General features: G+C 33.7%; 16 protein-coding genes. 4 read left to right on the plus strand and 12 right to left on the minus strand.

Features of this window, described 5'->3' with window-relative positions:
- The first annotated feature begins 47 nt into the window (after positions 1-47).
- Entirely contained in the window at positions 48-2,411 is a 2,364-nt protein-coding gene (locus P178_RS0119415; protein WP_027067796.1) for a DUF2339 domain-containing protein, read from the plus strand.
- Entirely contained in the window at positions 2,395-3,621 is a 1,227-nt protein-coding gene (locus P178_RS0119420) for a DUF3999 family protein (RefSeq protein WP_027067797.1), read from the plus strand. The genes P178_RS0119415 and P178_RS0119420 overlap by 17 nt, the downstream gene beginning before the upstream one ends.
- A 51-nt stretch (positions 3,622-3,672) precedes the next feature.
- On the opposite strand, the gene rimO is transcribed toward P178_RS0119420, so the two are convergent.
- Positions 3,673-4,974, minus strand: a complete 1,302-nt coding sequence (rimO, locus tag P178_RS0119425) for a 30S ribosomal protein S12 methylthiotransferase RimO (protein WP_027067798.1) — start codon at positions 4,972-4,974, stop codon at positions 3,673-3,675.
- A 51-nt stretch (positions 4,975-5,025) separates the two neighbouring features.
- Between rimO and P178_RS0119430 the strand changes: the two genes are divergently transcribed.
- Together P178_RS0119430 and P178_RS0119435 are read left to right on the plus strand one after the other, a co-directional pair.
- Entirely contained in the window at positions 5,026-6,216 is a 1,191-nt protein-coding gene (locus P178_RS0119430) for a serine hydrolase domain-containing protein (protein WP_231500574.1), read from the plus strand.
- Between the two features lie 77 nt (positions 6,217-6,293).
- Positions 6,294-6,896, plus strand: a complete 603-nt coding sequence (locus P178_RS0119435; RefSeq protein WP_027067800.1) for an NAD(P)H-dependent oxidoreductase — start codon at positions 6,294-6,296, stop codon at positions 6,894-6,896.
- An 11-nt stretch (positions 6,897-6,907) separates the two neighbouring features.
- Here P178_RS0119435 and P178_RS0119440 read toward each other — a convergent pair whose 3' ends face one another.
- The 11 genes from P178_RS0119440 to P178_RS0119490 all read right to left on the minus strand — a co-directional run bounded on the left by P178_RS0119440 (position 6,908) and on the right by P178_RS0119490 (position 15,203).
- Entirely contained in the window at positions 6,908-7,753 is an 846-nt protein-coding gene (locus P178_RS0119440; RefSeq protein WP_027067801.1) for a metallophosphoesterase, read from the minus strand.
- Positions 7,754-7,767: 14 nt separating this feature from the next.
- Positions 7,768-9,447, minus strand: a complete 1,680-nt coding sequence (locus P178_RS0119445) for an amidase family protein (protein ID WP_027067802.1) — start codon at positions 9,445-9,447, stop codon at positions 7,768-7,770.
- 5 nt (positions 9,448-9,452) lie between these two features.
- Positions 9,453-10,334, minus strand: a complete 882-nt coding sequence (locus P178_RS0119450) for a DUF2911 domain-containing protein (protein ID WP_036147206.1) — start codon at positions 10,332-10,334, stop codon at positions 9,453-9,455.
- A gap of 2 nt (positions 10,335-10,336) precedes the next feature.
- On the minus strand, positions 10,337-11,293 hold the full coding sequence (gene ftsY, locus P178_RS0119455; protein ID WP_027067804.1) for a signal recognition particle-docking protein FtsY: 957 nt from the start codon (positions 11,291-11,293) through the stop codon (positions 10,337-10,339).
- 86 nt (positions 11,294-11,379) lie between these two features.
- Positions 11,380-11,532, minus strand: a complete 153-nt coding sequence (locus P178_RS22980) for a DUF4295 domain-containing protein (protein WP_071340023.1) — start codon at positions 11,530-11,532, stop codon at positions 11,380-11,382.
- A gap of 36 nt (positions 11,533-11,568) precedes the next feature.
- A complete protein-coding gene (rpmG, locus tag P178_RS0119465; RefSeq protein WP_027067805.1) occupies positions 11,569-11,751 on the minus strand; it encodes a 50S ribosomal protein L33 in 183 nt (60 codons plus the stop codon).
- 21 nt (positions 11,752-11,772) lie between these two features.
- Complete coding sequence (gene rpmB, locus P178_RS0119470) at positions 11,773-12,012, minus strand: 50S ribosomal protein L28 (protein WP_027067806.1); 240 nt, start codon at positions 12,010-12,012, stop codon at positions 11,773-11,775.
- A gap of 69 nt (positions 12,013-12,081) precedes the next feature.
- Positions 12,082-13,332, minus strand: coding sequence for a competence/damage-inducible protein A (locus tag P178_RS0119475; RefSeq protein ID WP_027067807.1), 1,251 nt, complete (start codon positions 13,330-13,332; stop codon positions 12,082-12,084).
- Positions 13,332-13,670: an Hpt domain-containing protein gene (locus tag P178_RS0119480; RefSeq protein WP_027067808.1), complete on the minus strand. Its 339-nt coding sequence runs from the start codon at positions 13,668-13,670 to the stop codon at positions 13,332-13,334. Before P178_RS0119480 ends, P178_RS0119475 begins: the two co-directional genes overlap by 1 nt.
- Positions 13,670-14,281 (minus strand): fumarylacetoacetate hydrolase family protein, encoded by a 612-nt coding sequence (locus P178_RS0119485; RefSeq protein ID WP_027067809.1) that lies wholly within the window; start codon positions 14,279-14,281, stop codon positions 13,670-13,672. The genes P178_RS0119480 and P178_RS0119485 overlap by 1 nt, the downstream gene beginning before the upstream one ends.
- 7 nt (positions 14,282-14,288) lie before the next feature.
- On the minus strand, positions 14,289-15,203 hold the full coding sequence (locus P178_RS0119490; protein WP_027067810.1) for a carboxypeptidase-like regulatory domain-containing protein: 915 nt from the start codon (positions 15,201-15,203) through the stop codon (positions 14,289-14,291).

Genomic DNA, 15,203 nt, shown 5'->3' on the forward strand with positions numbered 1-15,203 from the left:
CGTTTAAACTAGAAGATCCTTTTAAGTAAGGGTTAAAACCAACGCCTATGGCTACCGACCAAGAACAAATAAGCGTCTTGTTGCAGAAGTTAGAATCACTTCTAAAAAAGCAGCAAGATTTTAATATTGAGGTAAATGAAATTCGTAGAGATATTCAAATACTTCGAAATACACAAGCTTTAAAATTCAATCAAGATTCTAAAGAACAACCAAATACACCAAAAGAGGCAATATTTGAAAAAGAATCTATTACCATTACTGAGCCGGTTGTTATTGAGACTACTAATCAAACACAGGTAGAACCAGTTGAAATTAAAGAAGAACCTATACCTACTCTTGAAAAGAAACAGATTTTTCCAAAAAGAAAATCAAATCTTGAGAAATTCATCGGTGAAAACCTTATTAACAAAATAGGAATATTAATTACCGTAATTGGTGTTGTTATCGGTGCAAAATACTCTATTGAAAATAACTTAATAAGTCCTCTCACCAGAATAATCCTAGGTTATTTGGTAGGTTTGGGTCTAATTGGTTTTGGCTTTAAATTAAAAGCAAAATATGAGAATTATAGTGCTGTTTTAGTAAGTGGCGCATTAGCTATTTTATACTTCATCACCTTTGCCGCGTACGACCTCTACGGGTTGTTCCCACAACTAATGGCATTCGGCATTATGCTGTTATGTACCGTGTTTGGAGTAGTATCTGCATTAAGCTATAATAAACAAGTTATTGCGCACATAGGCCTTGTTGGTGCTTACGCGGTACCATTTTTATTAAGCAATGACTCAGGTAACTTTACAGGGCTATTTAGCTACATAGCCTTAATTAATATTGGTCTATTGGTTATTTCCTTTAAGAAGTATTGGAAAGCCCTCTATTATGTTTCATTCACCTTTACTTGGTTAATTTATGGCACGTGGTATTCTTTTTCTAGCTATGATGAAGATTTCGCTATGGGATTTTTATTCCTCAGTATTTTCTTCTTTCTTTTTTATGCTACGTTCCTCGCTTTTAAATTAATCAAATCTGAACAATTTAAGGTTGGCGACATCATTCTGATTCTATTAAACTCATTCCTATTTTATGGTTTTGGAATTGCTTGGCAGTATGATTATGAAGGAGGAGAACTTTATTTAGGACTATTTACGCTTCTTAACGCATTAATACATTTTGGAATCACCGTATTAATTTTTAAAAGGAAATTAGCAGATCGTAAACTGTTCTTTTTAACTGCAGGTTTTGTACTCACATTTATCACCATCGCCGTACCTGTTCAATTAGATGGTAACTGGGTAACACTAATTTGGGCTTTAGAAGCTGCACTGCTTTTTTGGATAGGTCGTACCAAAAAAGTTGTTTTCTATGAATACCTTTCATATATCATGGCTGCTTTAGCGTTCTTAAGTTTAACGATGGATTGGGCACAGAGCTACTCTTATCTAAATACCACAGAAGAATGGAGCCTTCTATTAAATACCACTTTCTTGACTTCTATATTATGTGCTGCGGTCTTTGGGTTTATAAATTGGATTCAAATAAAATTCGTCTCAGAGAAACAATCTGTAGTTCAAAAAATAATGGGGATTGGGGTCCCTCTTTTATTTGTAAGTACTCTTTATTTTGCCTTTTATCTTGAAATTGAACAGTATTGGAATAATGCCTTTGAGGCATCTAAAATAGAAATATCTGGTGAGTCTGGTTATTACCCAGAATACAATTTTAATCTCAAAGACCTTGAATCTATTTGGAAAATACTCTATACCATGTTTTTCGTTAGCATTGTAAGCCTAGTAAACACCTATAAAATTAAAGACAAGGTTTTAGGTATTGTATCAATTGTTGCAGCATTATTAACAACCCTTGCATTCTTAACAATTGGTCTTTATATATTAAGTGAGCTACGCGAAAATTTCATTTTCCAAGAGCTTACTGAATTTTATATTATTGGAACTTTTAATATTTACCTTAGGTACATCTCCTTTGCATTTTTTGCATTCTTATTGTTTACTATTTATAAATCAGCACAACAAGATTATTTAAAAATCAATTACAAAATTTCGTTTGAAATTCTACTACATGTATCTATAATTTGGATTACCAGTAGTGAATTACTAAACTGGATGGATTTATCTGGATCTGATCAATCTTACAAATTAGGACTTAGTATTCTTTGGGGACTTTATGCTCTTTTATTAATTGCAATAGGTATTTGGAAAAAGAAAAAACACTTACGTATTGGTGCCATTTTTCTTTTCTCCCTCACGTTAATTAAATTGTTCTTCTATGATATTTCATCATTGAATACCATATCTAAGACAATCGTATTTGTCTCATTGGGTATCTTATTATTAATAATATCATTTCTATACAATAAATACAAACACATTATTTCTGATGAAACCAAAAATTAATCTACTTGTAATTCTTACTTTATTGGCAATATCATTCTGTAATGCACAGATGAACTCTTACTCTAAGAAAATAAACTTAATAGGAGTAGATAGTCTTTGGCACAACATTGAAGTGCCTAACGAGGTATTTGGAGATTTAAATACCAACATGGCAGATATTCGTATTTATGGCGTAACCGCTACAGACACAGTTGAAGCCCCTTATTTACACAGGGTTTCAAAAGCAGAGCATGCCAATTCAGAGATTTCTTTTAACCTTCTAAATACCGTTAATAATTCTAAAGGATTTTTCTATACATATGAAGTTCCTCAGAAAGAATTAATCAATGAAATTAAGTTAAACATACAAGACATTAATTTTAATTGGCTAATTACGCTTGAAGGAAGTCAGAACCAGAATGAATGGTTTAATCTTTTAGAAGATTATCGTATCCTATCTATAAATAATGACCAAACCGATTATTCCTTTACCACATTGAAGTTTCCAGATGCAAACTTCAAATTTTATAGGTTATTGATAAAGAGTCCAGAAAAACCGAATTTAACTTCAGTACAGATTCTAAAAAAGGCAAAAAAAATAGCAGCATATCGTGATTATAAAGTACGCTCTTTTGAAGTTTCTAAAGAGGACAAAAAAACTATTATAGATGTTGATTTAAATAATCGCGTACCTCTTAATTTATTAGAACTTACGGTCGATGACAAAATTGATTATTACAGATCTATTTCTATTCAATATTTAGCTGATAGTGTTAAAACTGAAAAGGGGTATCACTACAATTTTAGACCAATGGCTACAAAAACGCTTTCCTCTATTGAAGATAATAGTTTTCAATTACCAGGCACCTTGGCCCAAAAGATTCGTATCATAATTTTAAACAACGATAATCAACCTTTAAAAATTTCTGATGTTAGGTTGAAGGGATATATACATACGCTAACCACGCGTTTTACTCAACCTGCAGATTACTTTCTAGTTTATGGTAAGAAAAATGCAAGGAGACCTAATTATGATATCACTAAAACAAGAGTATCATTACCAGAAAGCATTTCTAATTTGAGTTTTGGTAAAGTTACCGAGCTACCTAAAGAAGAAATACAAACTACCGCACCTCTTTTCGAAAATAAATGGTGGCTATGGGCTATTATAGCTATTGTAATAGGTCTATTAGGATATTTTACAATAAGTATGATGAAAAAGGAACTTTAAAAAAGATAAAAACAATGGATTCTCAAATACAATTTGAGAATCCATTATTCTTTATACCGGCTCACCATAAAGGTCAAAATCAGCTGCTTCTGTAATCTTTATATTTACAAACTCACCTTGCTTTACATAGTGCTTAGTTGCATCTATTAAAACCTCATTATCTACATCCGGAGAATCAAATTCTGTTCTACCTATAAAGTAGTTACCTTCTTTACGATCAATAATACAACGAAAAACCTCACCTACTTTTTTCTGGTTCAATTCCCAAGAAATCTGAGACTGTATTTCCATTATAATATTAGCACGCTCTTGCTTTGTTTCTTCTGGAACATCATCAATCAAAGAATACGCATGTGTATTTTCTTCATGACTATATGTAAAACATCCTAGTCTTTCAAAGCGCATGGCAACAACCCAGTTTTTAAGAATTTCAAAGTCTTCTTCTGTTTCACCAGGGTAACCAACAATAAGAGTTGTTCTAATGGTCATTTCTGGTACCGCAGCCCTAAACTCCTTTAGTAATTTGGTCGTTTTGGCTTCTGTAGTTCCTCGACGCATACTTTTAAGAATACTGTCAGAAATATGTTGTAACGGAATATCTAAATAATTACAAACCTTTGGTTCTCTGTTCATCACATCCAATACATCCATTGGAAAACCAGCAGGAAACGCATAATGCAATCTTATCCATTCAATACCCTCTACCTTAACCAAAGCTTCTAATAGCTCTGCAAGATTTCTTTTCTTATACAAATCTAACCCGTAGTAGGTAAGATCTTGAGCAATTAAAATAAGCTCTTTTACTCCTTTAGAAGCCAATTTTTCAGCTTCGGTTACCAAGTCTTCTATAGGAGTACTCTTATGCTTACCTCGCATTAATGGAATTGCACAGAAAGAGCAAGGTCTATCGCAACCTTCTGCAATTTTTAAATAAGCATAATTCTTAGGAGTTGTAGTTAAACGCTCTCCTATTAATTCATGCTTATAATCTGCCCCTAAAGCTTTTAATAATCCGGGTAATTCACTTGTACCAAAATACTCATCTACATTAGGAATCTCTTTTTGTAAATCTGGCTTGTAACGTTCACTAAGACATCCTGTAACAAAAACTTTATCTACAACGCCGTCTTCTTTCTTTTGAACATATTCTAAAATGGTATTAACACTTTCTTCTTTTGCATTAGCAATAAAGCCACAAGTGTTAATAACAACAATGTTTCCTTCTTCTTCATGTACAACTTCTTTGTCATTGGCCTTTAACTGGCCCATGAGTACTTCAGAATCATAAACATTCTTTGAGCAACCTAGAGTTACCACATTGATTTTGTTCTTCTTAAGGGTTTTTGTCCTCATAATTTAAATTGGGGTGCAAAAATACGATTTGGGTATTTAAAAACGTTAGATATGGACAAATTTACTCGTAATCTTTATTTGATTACTGTTTATAAATACCCAAACCTTAAATTAACCATGAAATTCTCCCAATATTTCAGCCTGCTTGCCATACTATCTATTCTCATCTCATGCTCAAGTGATTCTGAACCTACTTCAGAAACCGATAAGAGCGGGACTCCACCAGCATTGGCTCCTATACCTACGGATACCTACTTCCCTCCTATTTCCAGAACCAATGAATGGGAAACTATATCAATGGAAACCTTGGGATGGAACGAAGATCAAGTAGATAATCTTTATAATTTTTTAGAGGATAACAACACCGATGCATTTATCGTTTTAAAAGACGGGCGCATGGTAATAGAAAAATATTTTGGCGATTTTACCTCAGATGATAACCATGCATGGAATTCTGCCGGAAAGAATTTAACTGCAATGCTTACCGGTATTGCTCAGGAAGAAGAATTTCTTAAAATAACCGATACAACATCAAACTACTTAGGTGAAGGTTGGTCAAGTTTACCGAGTGAAAAAGAACTTAATATTACGATAGAAAACCAGCTTACTATGACTACTGGTTTAGATTATACTGTTGAAAATATTTTCTGTACAGACCCCAATTGTTTAACTTATTTAAACGAACCTGGTACTTTTTGGTATTATCATAACGCACCGTACACTTTATTGGACGATGTAATTGCCTTTGCTACACAACAAGATTTTAATTCGTATTTCTCTGAAAAAATTAAAGAACCAATAGGAATGCAAGGCTTATTTATTAAAGTAGGCTATAACAATGTATTTTATAGTTCCGCCAGAAGTATGGCCCGCTTTGGAATTTTAAACTTAAACCAAGGAAATTGGGATGGTTTATCTATTCTCTCTGATCAAAATTATTTTAATGCCATGACGAACTCATCTCAAAACTATAATCTTGCTTATGGATATCTGTATTGGTTAAATGGTAAAAGCAGTTTTAGATTACCTAATTCTGAAGATGAATTTACAGGTAGTTTAATACCTAATGCTCCAGCTGATCTTTATGCTGGTTTAGGCTTAAATGACCAAAAATTATACATGGTGCCAAGTTTAGATTTGGTTATTGTACGCATGGGCGGGGCAAGTAATGAAGACCTTTTAGGTCCTTCAAGTTTCGATAATGAAATTTGGGGATTGATCAATGCTATTATAGAAAATTAAAATTTATCGATAATAATAAAAATTCTTCTTATTAGTTATAGAGACTATAAAACCGAGAATAGTTAAATTAATACAATATGAACTTTAAGCAATTTGCAGAAAACAGATATACCACTAAAAAATATAATACTACCCGAAAGGTTTTGGATTCTGATATTCAAGATTTAAAAGATATTCTTAAACTTAGTCCGTCCTCTATTAATAGCCAACCGTGGCTTTTCACATTTGTATCAAATGAACAAGTTAAAAATGATTTAGCTGACGCTTCATATTTTAATGCTACCAAAATAAAAGATGCTAGTCATTTGGTTGTATTCAGTGTTATGGACAATCTAATAGAGTTTGAAAAACGTGTTGAAGAAAATTTGAACGAAGGAGCAATAAGATATTTCAAGCAATTTGTAAAACCGCAACCAGCGGAAAAAACTATTAACTGGTTATCTCAACAAGTATATATTACCCTTGGATTCTTTTTAGCCGCTTGTGCTGCTATGGAAATTGACTCTACACCTATGGAAGGCATAGAACCTGAAAAATATAAGGATATTCTTAAAATCAATGACCACAAAGTACTATTTTCAGTCGCTATTGGTTACCGACATTCCGAGGATAATACTCAACCTAATATAATCGGAAAATCTAGGTTATCAGCTAATAAAGTGATTCAATCTATTGACTAGGCACTTATAACTTAAACCTCTCTAGTAAGTTCAAAAACCGTAATTTCTGGTCTTACATTAAAACGTACTTGACGTAGACAGCCTAATGCCCTATTGATATAAAGAGTTCTACCATCTTTTAAATCTTTTATACCAGCATCGTAATTTTTATTTTTTACTGGTAATAAAGGTGCAGGCAAAAATGGTGGTTTTACTTGTCCACCATGTGTATGACCGGAAAGTATCCAGCCTTTAAAATTATTCCAGACTGGCAGATCGCATACATCCGGATTGTGACATAGGGTAATATTTGCTTTATCAGAATTATATTTTGCTGTAGCTTTTTCAGGATAAAAATTACTTCCCCAAAAATCGTCCATTCCTAAAAAATTGAGTCCGTTAATTTCCACGGCATCATTTCGTAACATGGTCACCCCTACTTCTTCTAAACTCTTCGTGATTTTTTGTGCGACTTCATCTTCGACAAAATCAATTCCGTAATCATGATTTCCCAATATGCCAATGGTACCCATAGCACCTTTAACTACAAACTTTAAAACCTCTTGCAATTGATTTAATTGTTCATTGTCTTCATAGGTTACATAGTCGCCGGTATAGACAACGAAATCAGGTTTTAATTCTTGAGCTTCTTTAAATGAATCTATTATATATTGATAGTCAAATGAATTTCCTATGTGAATGTCACTGATTTGCATTACCGTTTTACCAATTAGCCCTTCTGGTAAATTTCTTAATTGCATTTTTAAACGAACAAATTCCATCCAAAACGGTTCAATTTGCCAACTATATAGTCCAATCAACAAACCCAACCCAGCTCCCCACTGAAAAGTTCTTTTTACAAAGCTTCTTCTTTTCATTTTAGCCAAACTTATTAATTCCGATAATCTGAAGGTATTGCCCGGTTAGGAAATTTTTCTTCATAAGCTTTTCCTATTTGCAATAAATTAGCTTCTGAGAATTGTTTTCCAATAAATGTCAAACTTAACGGCTCACCAGATGCTTTATACCCCATAGGTATTGTCAAAGCAGGATATTTAGCTACTGCAGCATAACCAGCGTGGTAATTATTAATAGATAAAACAGCATCTAGTTTGTACTTATCCATCGCTGTATCGAAGAAAGCGCGTCCATTTTTTTCAAGATTAGCTTTTATTTCTTCTAACTCTGTAGTTGTGGTAGTATCTGATAACATGCCTTCAAACAATGCTTGCCCGTACGGAATTCTAATCAATGAATCTGCATTATTAAATGCTACTGCATCTTCAATTGAGGTAATTTTTATAACATCTGGATTTGCATACTCTTTTAGGTATGCCTTTAAATCGTTACGCATATCAATATTTAATATACTCAAAAACCCATCCATGGATACTTCTGGTGGTGTAAATTCAATTATGGTTGCACCTGCCTCACTAAAATTTTCAACTGTTTGTTTATAAATACTATCAGTTTCCAATAAATCTTTAATAGCACCCAATCTAATTTCCGAAAAATCTTTTGGATGCAAGCCTGAAGACAATATACCTGGATAATTATCTTCTACAGACGCTGCATCAAATTCATCAAACCCTAGCATTGCAGATAATAAAATTGCATTATCCTTTACATTTTTAGTCATAGGTCCAGGAGTATCTAAAGTGCTTGAAATGGGCACAATACCTGTTCTACTTAACAAGCCTATTGTCGGTTTTAAACCAACGACTGAGTTTTGACTACTAGGAGACAAAATAGAGCCAGATGTCTCCGTACCTACTGCAGCAACAGCATAATTGGCAGCAACAGCTGTTCCACTGCCGGAGCTTGAACCTCCCGTTTCAAATATTCTACGACCATAAGGATTCAGTGTTTGACCACCATATGCACTATACCCAACCGGACAGCCCGTACATAGAAAATATGCCCATTCGCTTAAATTTACTTTTCCTAAAATTAAAGCTCCATTCTTTTTTAATTGCTGAACAATAAAGGAATCGTCTACTTCATTATTCATTAATGCTATTGACCCAGCGGTCGTTTTCATGCCTAATGCATTAATATTGTCTTTTAACAAAATTGGCATGCCATAAATTGGATGCTGAATTTGAGTTGCCACACCCATTTGATTCTGCTTATCTAATTCTCTCGCCTGTTCAACTACATCTTTATTAAGTGCTATAATGGTATTTAGAGTAGTAGCATTATTCAACTCATATTTATAAATACGGTACAAATAAAATAACACAAGATTTTCATACGTGAGCCTATCTTCTTTTATATGATTTCTAATTGTAAAAATATCTTGTTCCAATATTAAAGGAACCAACTTCTCATATTCAGATTTAGTAAGTTTTGAAACTTCATCATATAAAGGCACAAACACTTCATTTTTATCAAGAACTTTTGATTGAATTAACCTGTATTGCATACGACCATTTTCATGATCGGTATTGTCTGCAACTTCAATAGAATCATTATAGGGTGTCCAAAGAATTACTTCTTCTTTTTTTGATTCCTGCTCGTTCTTACATGCACTTAACAAAATCACAAATATTAATAAAACATGCTTTATCATAACTGTTATTTATTTTGAAACAACAAGGTTTTCCATTTTCTGATATTATCTTCATTTAAGCGTACAAACTCATCTTTATCCTCTTTTTTTGCTAGTTTTAAAGATAGTTTAGCTTCTTTAATTGCTTCAGCATATCTATTTAAATCCGCTAAGATTAAAGACCGTACTCTGTGATAATAATAAGTGTCGCCACCTTTCTCAATTGCTAAATCTACATAACTAAGCGCTTTTATCAAGTAAATACCTTGCTCTTGATAATATCGTGCAGCTTCATAAAATGTTTGTGGTGTAGGAGTCTTTGATAATTCTTTATCTATCTGCCTTTGCATAATAGATTTTGTATCAAATTGAATGGGCGTAGAAATCTGAGTATTCCCCCAATTCCAAATCATCGATACACTATTATGGTCTAAATTATCAAATGAAATTAGAAAACTCTCTTGAAAATCATGTGTTTTGGTAGGTAGAACTAAAATACGAAGTGCATCCTCTTCAGGATTATAATTTGTTCTGCCATCACCCCAATGTGTGCTATTGTTATGAAATACTATTTGCCATTTATTCTCTTCAGGAAAAGCATATAGAGCATAAGTTCCATTTTTTAATTCTTGTCCATCAATTACAACGTCAGAATCAAAAGAAATTTTCGTGGATTCATTAGCGCCAACTCGCCAAATGCGACCATAAGGTACCAACCCAGGTTCACCATTTTCTTGATTTCCGAACAATATTCGTCCTCTAGCCGATGGTCTTGAATATTCAATGGAAATTTTTGAAAGCCCCACTTCTTGCTCTATCCTAGAAAACGGACTAGCTTTAGGGTGACTCATTTGTCCCCAACTTATATTATAAATTATAAAGGATAAAATGAACCAGCTATACTTCAATTTTAAATTTTAAAGAATGAATCTACGAATTCGTGTTTATTAAATGCCTGTAAATCTTCAATACCCTCACCAACACCAATATACTTAACCGGTATTTTAAATTGATCTGAAATACCTATTACTACCCCACCTTTTGCAGTACCATCTAATTTGGTAATTGCCAAAGCAGTAACCTCTGTAGCTTTAGTGAATTGTTTGGCCTGCTCAAATGCATTCTGACCCGTAGAACCATCTAGCACTAAAAGAACTTCATGCGGTGTGTTTTCAACTACCTTTTGCATTACACGTTTTACTTTGGTCAATTCGTTCATCAAATTAACTTTATTATGTAATCGCCCAGCAGTATCAATTATCACAACATCGGCATCTTGAGTAACCGCCGAGCTTAATGTATCAAAAGCAACAGAAGCAGGATCACTACCCATTTGTTGTTTAACTATTGGCACATCTACACGATCCGCCCAAACTTGTAACTGATCTATCGCGGCAGCCCTGAAGGTATCTGCAGCACCTAAGACAACTTTTAAGCCTTGATTTTTAAATCTATATGCCAATTTACCAATTGTAGTTGTTTTACCTACACCGTTCACCCCAACAACCATAATTACATACGGCTTTTTATCTTTAGGTATCTGAATATCGGCATCATCGCTATCATTTGTTTCAGATAATAGACCGGCAATCTCAGCTCTTAATATAGCATTGAGTTCGTCTGTACCTACGTACTTATCTTTAGCAACCCTGGCTTCAATTCTTTGAATAATTTTCAAAGTAGTGTCTACACCAACATCAGAAGAAACCAAAACCTCTTCTAAATTATCTAGTACATCATCATCTACTTTAGACTTACCGGCAACCGCTTTTCCTAACTTAGAAAAAAAGTTGGTCTTGGTTTTTTCCAAACCTTTATCTAAGGTTTCTTTTTTCTGGGAAGAAAATATTTTTTTAAATAAGCTCATTGTTAATCATATGGTTATTCAAATATAAAAATTAAAAAGCCCCTTTCGTAGGAAAGGGGCTCAATAACTATTAAAAGTTATAATTCTTATTTCTTGGCAATCCAAGCATCTACCAATTCTGGTGGCATAACTTGCTCTACAAAAACGTAAGCACCTGATTTTGGTGACTTAACCATTTTTATAGCTTTTGTCAATCTTTTAGAACTTGTCTGTAAACTTGCTACGGTCTTCTTAGCCATGTCTTATGTTTTTTGTGATTCTCTTAAAGTAAGAATCTATTTAATTTCTTTATGAAGGGTCATTCTCTTAAGAATAGGATTGAATTTTTTAATTTCCAATCTCTCAGGAGTGTTCTTCTTATTTTTTGTTGTGATATATCTTGAAGTACCTGGTTGACCAGATTCTTTATGCTCTGTGCACTCTAATATAACTTGTATTCTATTACCTTTCTTTGCCATCTTAATGCTCTATTTTCCAGATTACTTAATAACGAATCCTTTTGCTTTTGCTTCTTTCAAAACAGCAGATATTCCTTTTTTATTGATACTCTTTAAAGCTCTTGTAGAAACTTTAATAGTAATCCAACGGTCTTCTTCAGGAATGTAGAAACGTTTTTTAGATAGATTTACATCAAATCTTCTTCTCGTTTTATTTATTGAAAACGAAACATTGTTTCCAAACATCGCCTTCTTCCCCGTAATTTCACATACTTTTGACATCGTGCTGACTTTTTCTTTTAAACAGGGTGCAAATTTATATCTTTTTTATCGTTCCAACAACAATAAAGATCACATTTTTAAAATTTCTTTTTGAAGAAGCTCAAAAGCCTTATTTACAGACTTTTCCACAACACGCTCACGGGTGCTTCCCATCTGAAATTCTTGTACAAAATGCGACGTGGTTCCTTCAATTGCAATAAACACTGTTCCTACTTCTGCATTTGAGTCTCCTTTTGTAGGTCCCGCATTACCTGTAGTAGCAATTGCAAAATCGGTTTTCATCAACTCTCTTGCGCCTTTTGCCATAGCCGTAGCAACTTCTGCACTTACTACTGAATACTTTTCAACCAGCTCTTCAGGCACCTTTAAAACATTAATTTTAGCTTCTGTTGCATAACTTACCACACTACCCTTAAAATAGCTAGAGGCACCAGGTACAGAAGTTATTCTTTCAGCAATTTTACCCCCTGTAAAACTTTCGGCAGTAGATAAGGTTAAATTTTTACTGGTCAATAATTTAGCAACAATCTCTTCTAAACTTTCATCATCCTCTAAACCAAAAACTATATCATTAATTAGTGGATATAGCTTTTCAGATTCCGCTTCCATTGCACTTGCTAATTCATCATAATTGGATCCTTTTGCAGACAGCCGTAATCTTACTTTCCCTAAATTAGGGAGGTACGCCAGTTTAATATTTGAAGGCAGTTCATCTTCCCAAGTTTCAATACGTTTCGCTATAGCACTTTCTCCCATACCATAAGTTACTATGGTCTTATGAATAATATGAGGGCGTTTATAGTAAGCCGCTAATTTTGGAATTACAGAATCCGTCATTAAATGCTTCATCTCAAAAGGGACGCCAGGCATGGAAATAAAAGTAACTTCACCCTGCCTAATCAACATACCGGGCGCTGTACCGTTTGCGTTATGTAAGACCTCTGCCTTACTAGGCACCAAGGCTTGCATTCTATTAATATCCGATATAGGTGTATTACTAATATACTTCGCAAATAATTCTTCCACATGAGCGAGAACCTCTGCATTTTCCACAAGTTCATCATTGAAATATTCGCACAACGTATGTTTGGTAATATCGTCTTTTGTAGGACCTAGCCCGCCAGTTATCAATACAACGTCTACACGATCTGACGCTTCTTTAAAAGCATTTAATAAATGAACTCGCTCATCTTGTATAGATGTAATCTGATATACAGAGACACCTATCTTATTAAGTTCTTTGGCTATAAATGCGGAATTGGTATCAATGACCTGACCGATGAGGATTTCATCGCCAATGGTAATTATTTCTGCAAGCATTATAAATGGAAATCATTTTTCAATTCTGCCACAACCTGATTTATATCGGTTTTTAGCATTGGAAATTTCTCCTCTATTTCTGCCATATTCGCCTCTTGCTTACCCAATGTTTCCAATTCTAAAGCAATGGCTCGTGTTTGTTCCATACCCAACAAATCAACATTAGGCTTTATTTTATGGGCAAGTTTGTATACTTGATCATGGTCTTTTGCCAACAGGGCTTTTTCTAAAGCATCTAGATCTTCAGGCACTTCTTCCAAAAAAACAGATATTACAGAATTTATAAAATCCTGATCCCCCTCTGCCATCTCGTTAATCTTATCCAGGTTATAAATCATTATTTAATTTTTAAGGTAAAAAGCTCTTTATCTTCCAAACTCCCCGAAAGATAGTCATTTGGACTTATTTTCCCAACACCGGCAGGAGTTCCTGTAAAAATAATATCTCCTTTTTTTAACATGAAAAAAGTTGAAACATAGGCTATAATTTCATCAATTTTCCAAAGCATTAAACTAGTGTTACCATTTTGAACCACCTCGTCATTTTTTAACAACTTAAAATTTAGGTCATTAATATCTTTAAAATCGGTTTTAGGAAGCCACTCACCTATTACAGCAGCACCATCAAACCCTTTGGCTTTTTCCCAAGGTAATCCTTTTTCTTTCAATTTTGATTGCAAATCTCTTGCAGTAAAATCTATACCGAGTCCAATTTCATCATAGTATGTATGTGCAAATTCTTCGCTAATATGCTTACCTACTTTTTTTATTTTCACTAAAACCTCAACTTCATAATGTATGTCGTTCGAGAATTCTGGTATATAAAAATCTTGTTGTTTCGGCAGCACCGAAGAATCTGGTTTTATAAAAACAACTGGTTCTTCTGGTCTTTCGTTCTTAAGTTCATCGATATGTGCAGTATAATTTCTGCCAATACATATAATCTTCATATTGATTTTATCTTTTCTTAGACATTTTCAAACTTATGGCAGGTATTAAGTTCTCATTATTTCCCGGTGCCTTTATAGCAAAATCACTCCATTCTCCCATTCCATAAACCATCGTTTTAAAATTTTGGTTTTTTTGATAAACGGCAGCAAAGGTGGGTGCAAACCTATCTTCTATAACTTTCTTGTTGGTAATAGCATGCTTATAGGTATTTGTATACCAATTATAAGGAAGAAAGAGCCACTCTAAGCCTACGTAAATACCTTCTTCCGGAATTCTTATACCCATGCTAGACAAATCAATAGAAACAAAATCCTCGGTCTTAGAGCTCTCTAAAATAATGCTCTTGCGAATTAAATCGTGATTTGGTTTTCGGGTATTTTTATCCACATCATACAACCGAAGTCTAAATTTAGATGACTCTCTTTTGAATTTGCTATTTTTTTGCACATAGATGGTAATTCTCTCCAAATACTTTTTTGCCGCTCCAATGTTAGGGAAGTACAAAGCCAATACCCAAGGGGTTTCTGCCGATGAAAATCCGCTTTTAATACTATAAGAACTTATTGGATTTAATACTTGTGAATCTCCTAAACTATGAGATACCACAACCTCCTCAAGCTCAAAAGACTCTTCTTTTAAGTATATCTTTTTATTTTCAGAAATAACTTTGGCTGACATTATAGTGTCTTTAAAACCCAATGCTGAAATATGAACGTCTCTTTCTAAATATGATTCTGGAACATCTATATAAAAATAACCGTCCTCATCACTTGAAGTACCTTTAAGGGTTTTTAGAAAACTAATATTTGCATATGGTACAGATGTCTTTGATTTTTCATCGAACACATGCCCCTCTACCAAAACCTCTTGAGCATGCCCTACCCCTACTATCAAAAAAAATATTACTAAAAAAATGCGCAT

The organism is Maribacter sp. Hel_I_7, from assembly GCF_000688315.1.
Lineage (GTDB): Bacteria > Bacteroidota > Bacteroidia > Flavobacteriales > Flavobacteriaceae > Maribacter > Maribacter stanieri.

Coding starts and splice junctions, on each gene's coding strand:
- P178_RS0119430 (WP_231500574.1), top strand. CDS start 5,026: ATGGACAAATTTACTCGTAATCTTTATTTGATTACTGTTTATAAATAC.
- P178_RS0119440 (WP_027067801.1), bottom strand. CDS start 7,753: ATGAAAAGAAGAAGCTTTGTAAAAAGAACTTTTCAGTGGGGAGCTGGG.
- rpmB (WP_027067806.1), bottom strand. CDS start 12,012: ATGTCAAAAGTATGTGAAATTACGGGGAAGAAGGCGATGTTTGGAAAC.
- rimO (WP_027067798.1), bottom strand. CDS start 4,974: ATGAGGACAAAAACCCTTAAGAAGAACAAAATCAATGTGGTAACTCTA.
- P178_RS0119475 (WP_027067807.1), bottom strand. CDS start 13,332: ATGCTTGCAGAAATAATTACCATTGGCGATGAAATCCTCATCGGTCAG.
- P178_RS0119415 (WP_027067796.1), top strand. CDS start 48: ATGGCTACCGACCAAGAACAAATAAGCGTCTTGTTGCAGAAGTTAGAA.
- P178_RS0119490 (WP_027067810.1), bottom strand. CDS start 15,203: ATGCGCATTTTTTTAGTAATATTTTTTTTGATAGTAGGGGTAGGGCAT.
- P178_RS0119435 (WP_027067800.1), top strand. CDS start 6,294: ATGAACTTTAAGCAATTTGCAGAAAACAGATATACCACTAAAAAATAT.
- ftsY (WP_027067804.1), bottom strand. CDS start 11,293: ATGAGCTTATTTAAAAAAATATTTTCTTCCCAGAAAAAAGAAACCTTA.
- rpmG (WP_027067805.1), bottom strand. CDS start 11,751: ATGGCAAAGAAAGGTAATAGAATACAAGTTATATTAGAGTGCACAGAG.
- P178_RS0119420 (WP_027067797.1), top strand. CDS start 2,395: ATGAAACCAAAAATTAATCTACTTGTAATTCTTACTTTATTGGCAATA.
- P178_RS0119480 (WP_027067808.1), bottom strand. CDS start 13,670: ATGATTTATAACCTGGATAAGATTAACGAGATGGCAGAGGGGGATCAG.
- P178_RS22980 (WP_071340023.1), bottom strand. CDS start 11,532: ATGGCTAAGAAGACCGTAGCAAGTTTACAGACAAGTTCTAAAAGATTG.
- P178_RS0119485 (WP_027067809.1), bottom strand. CDS start 14,281: ATGAAGATTATATGTATTGGCAGAAATTATACTGCACATATCGATGAA.
- P178_RS0119445 (WP_027067802.1), bottom strand. CDS start 9,447: ATGATAAAGCATGTTTTATTAATATTTGTGATTTTGTTAAGTGCATGT.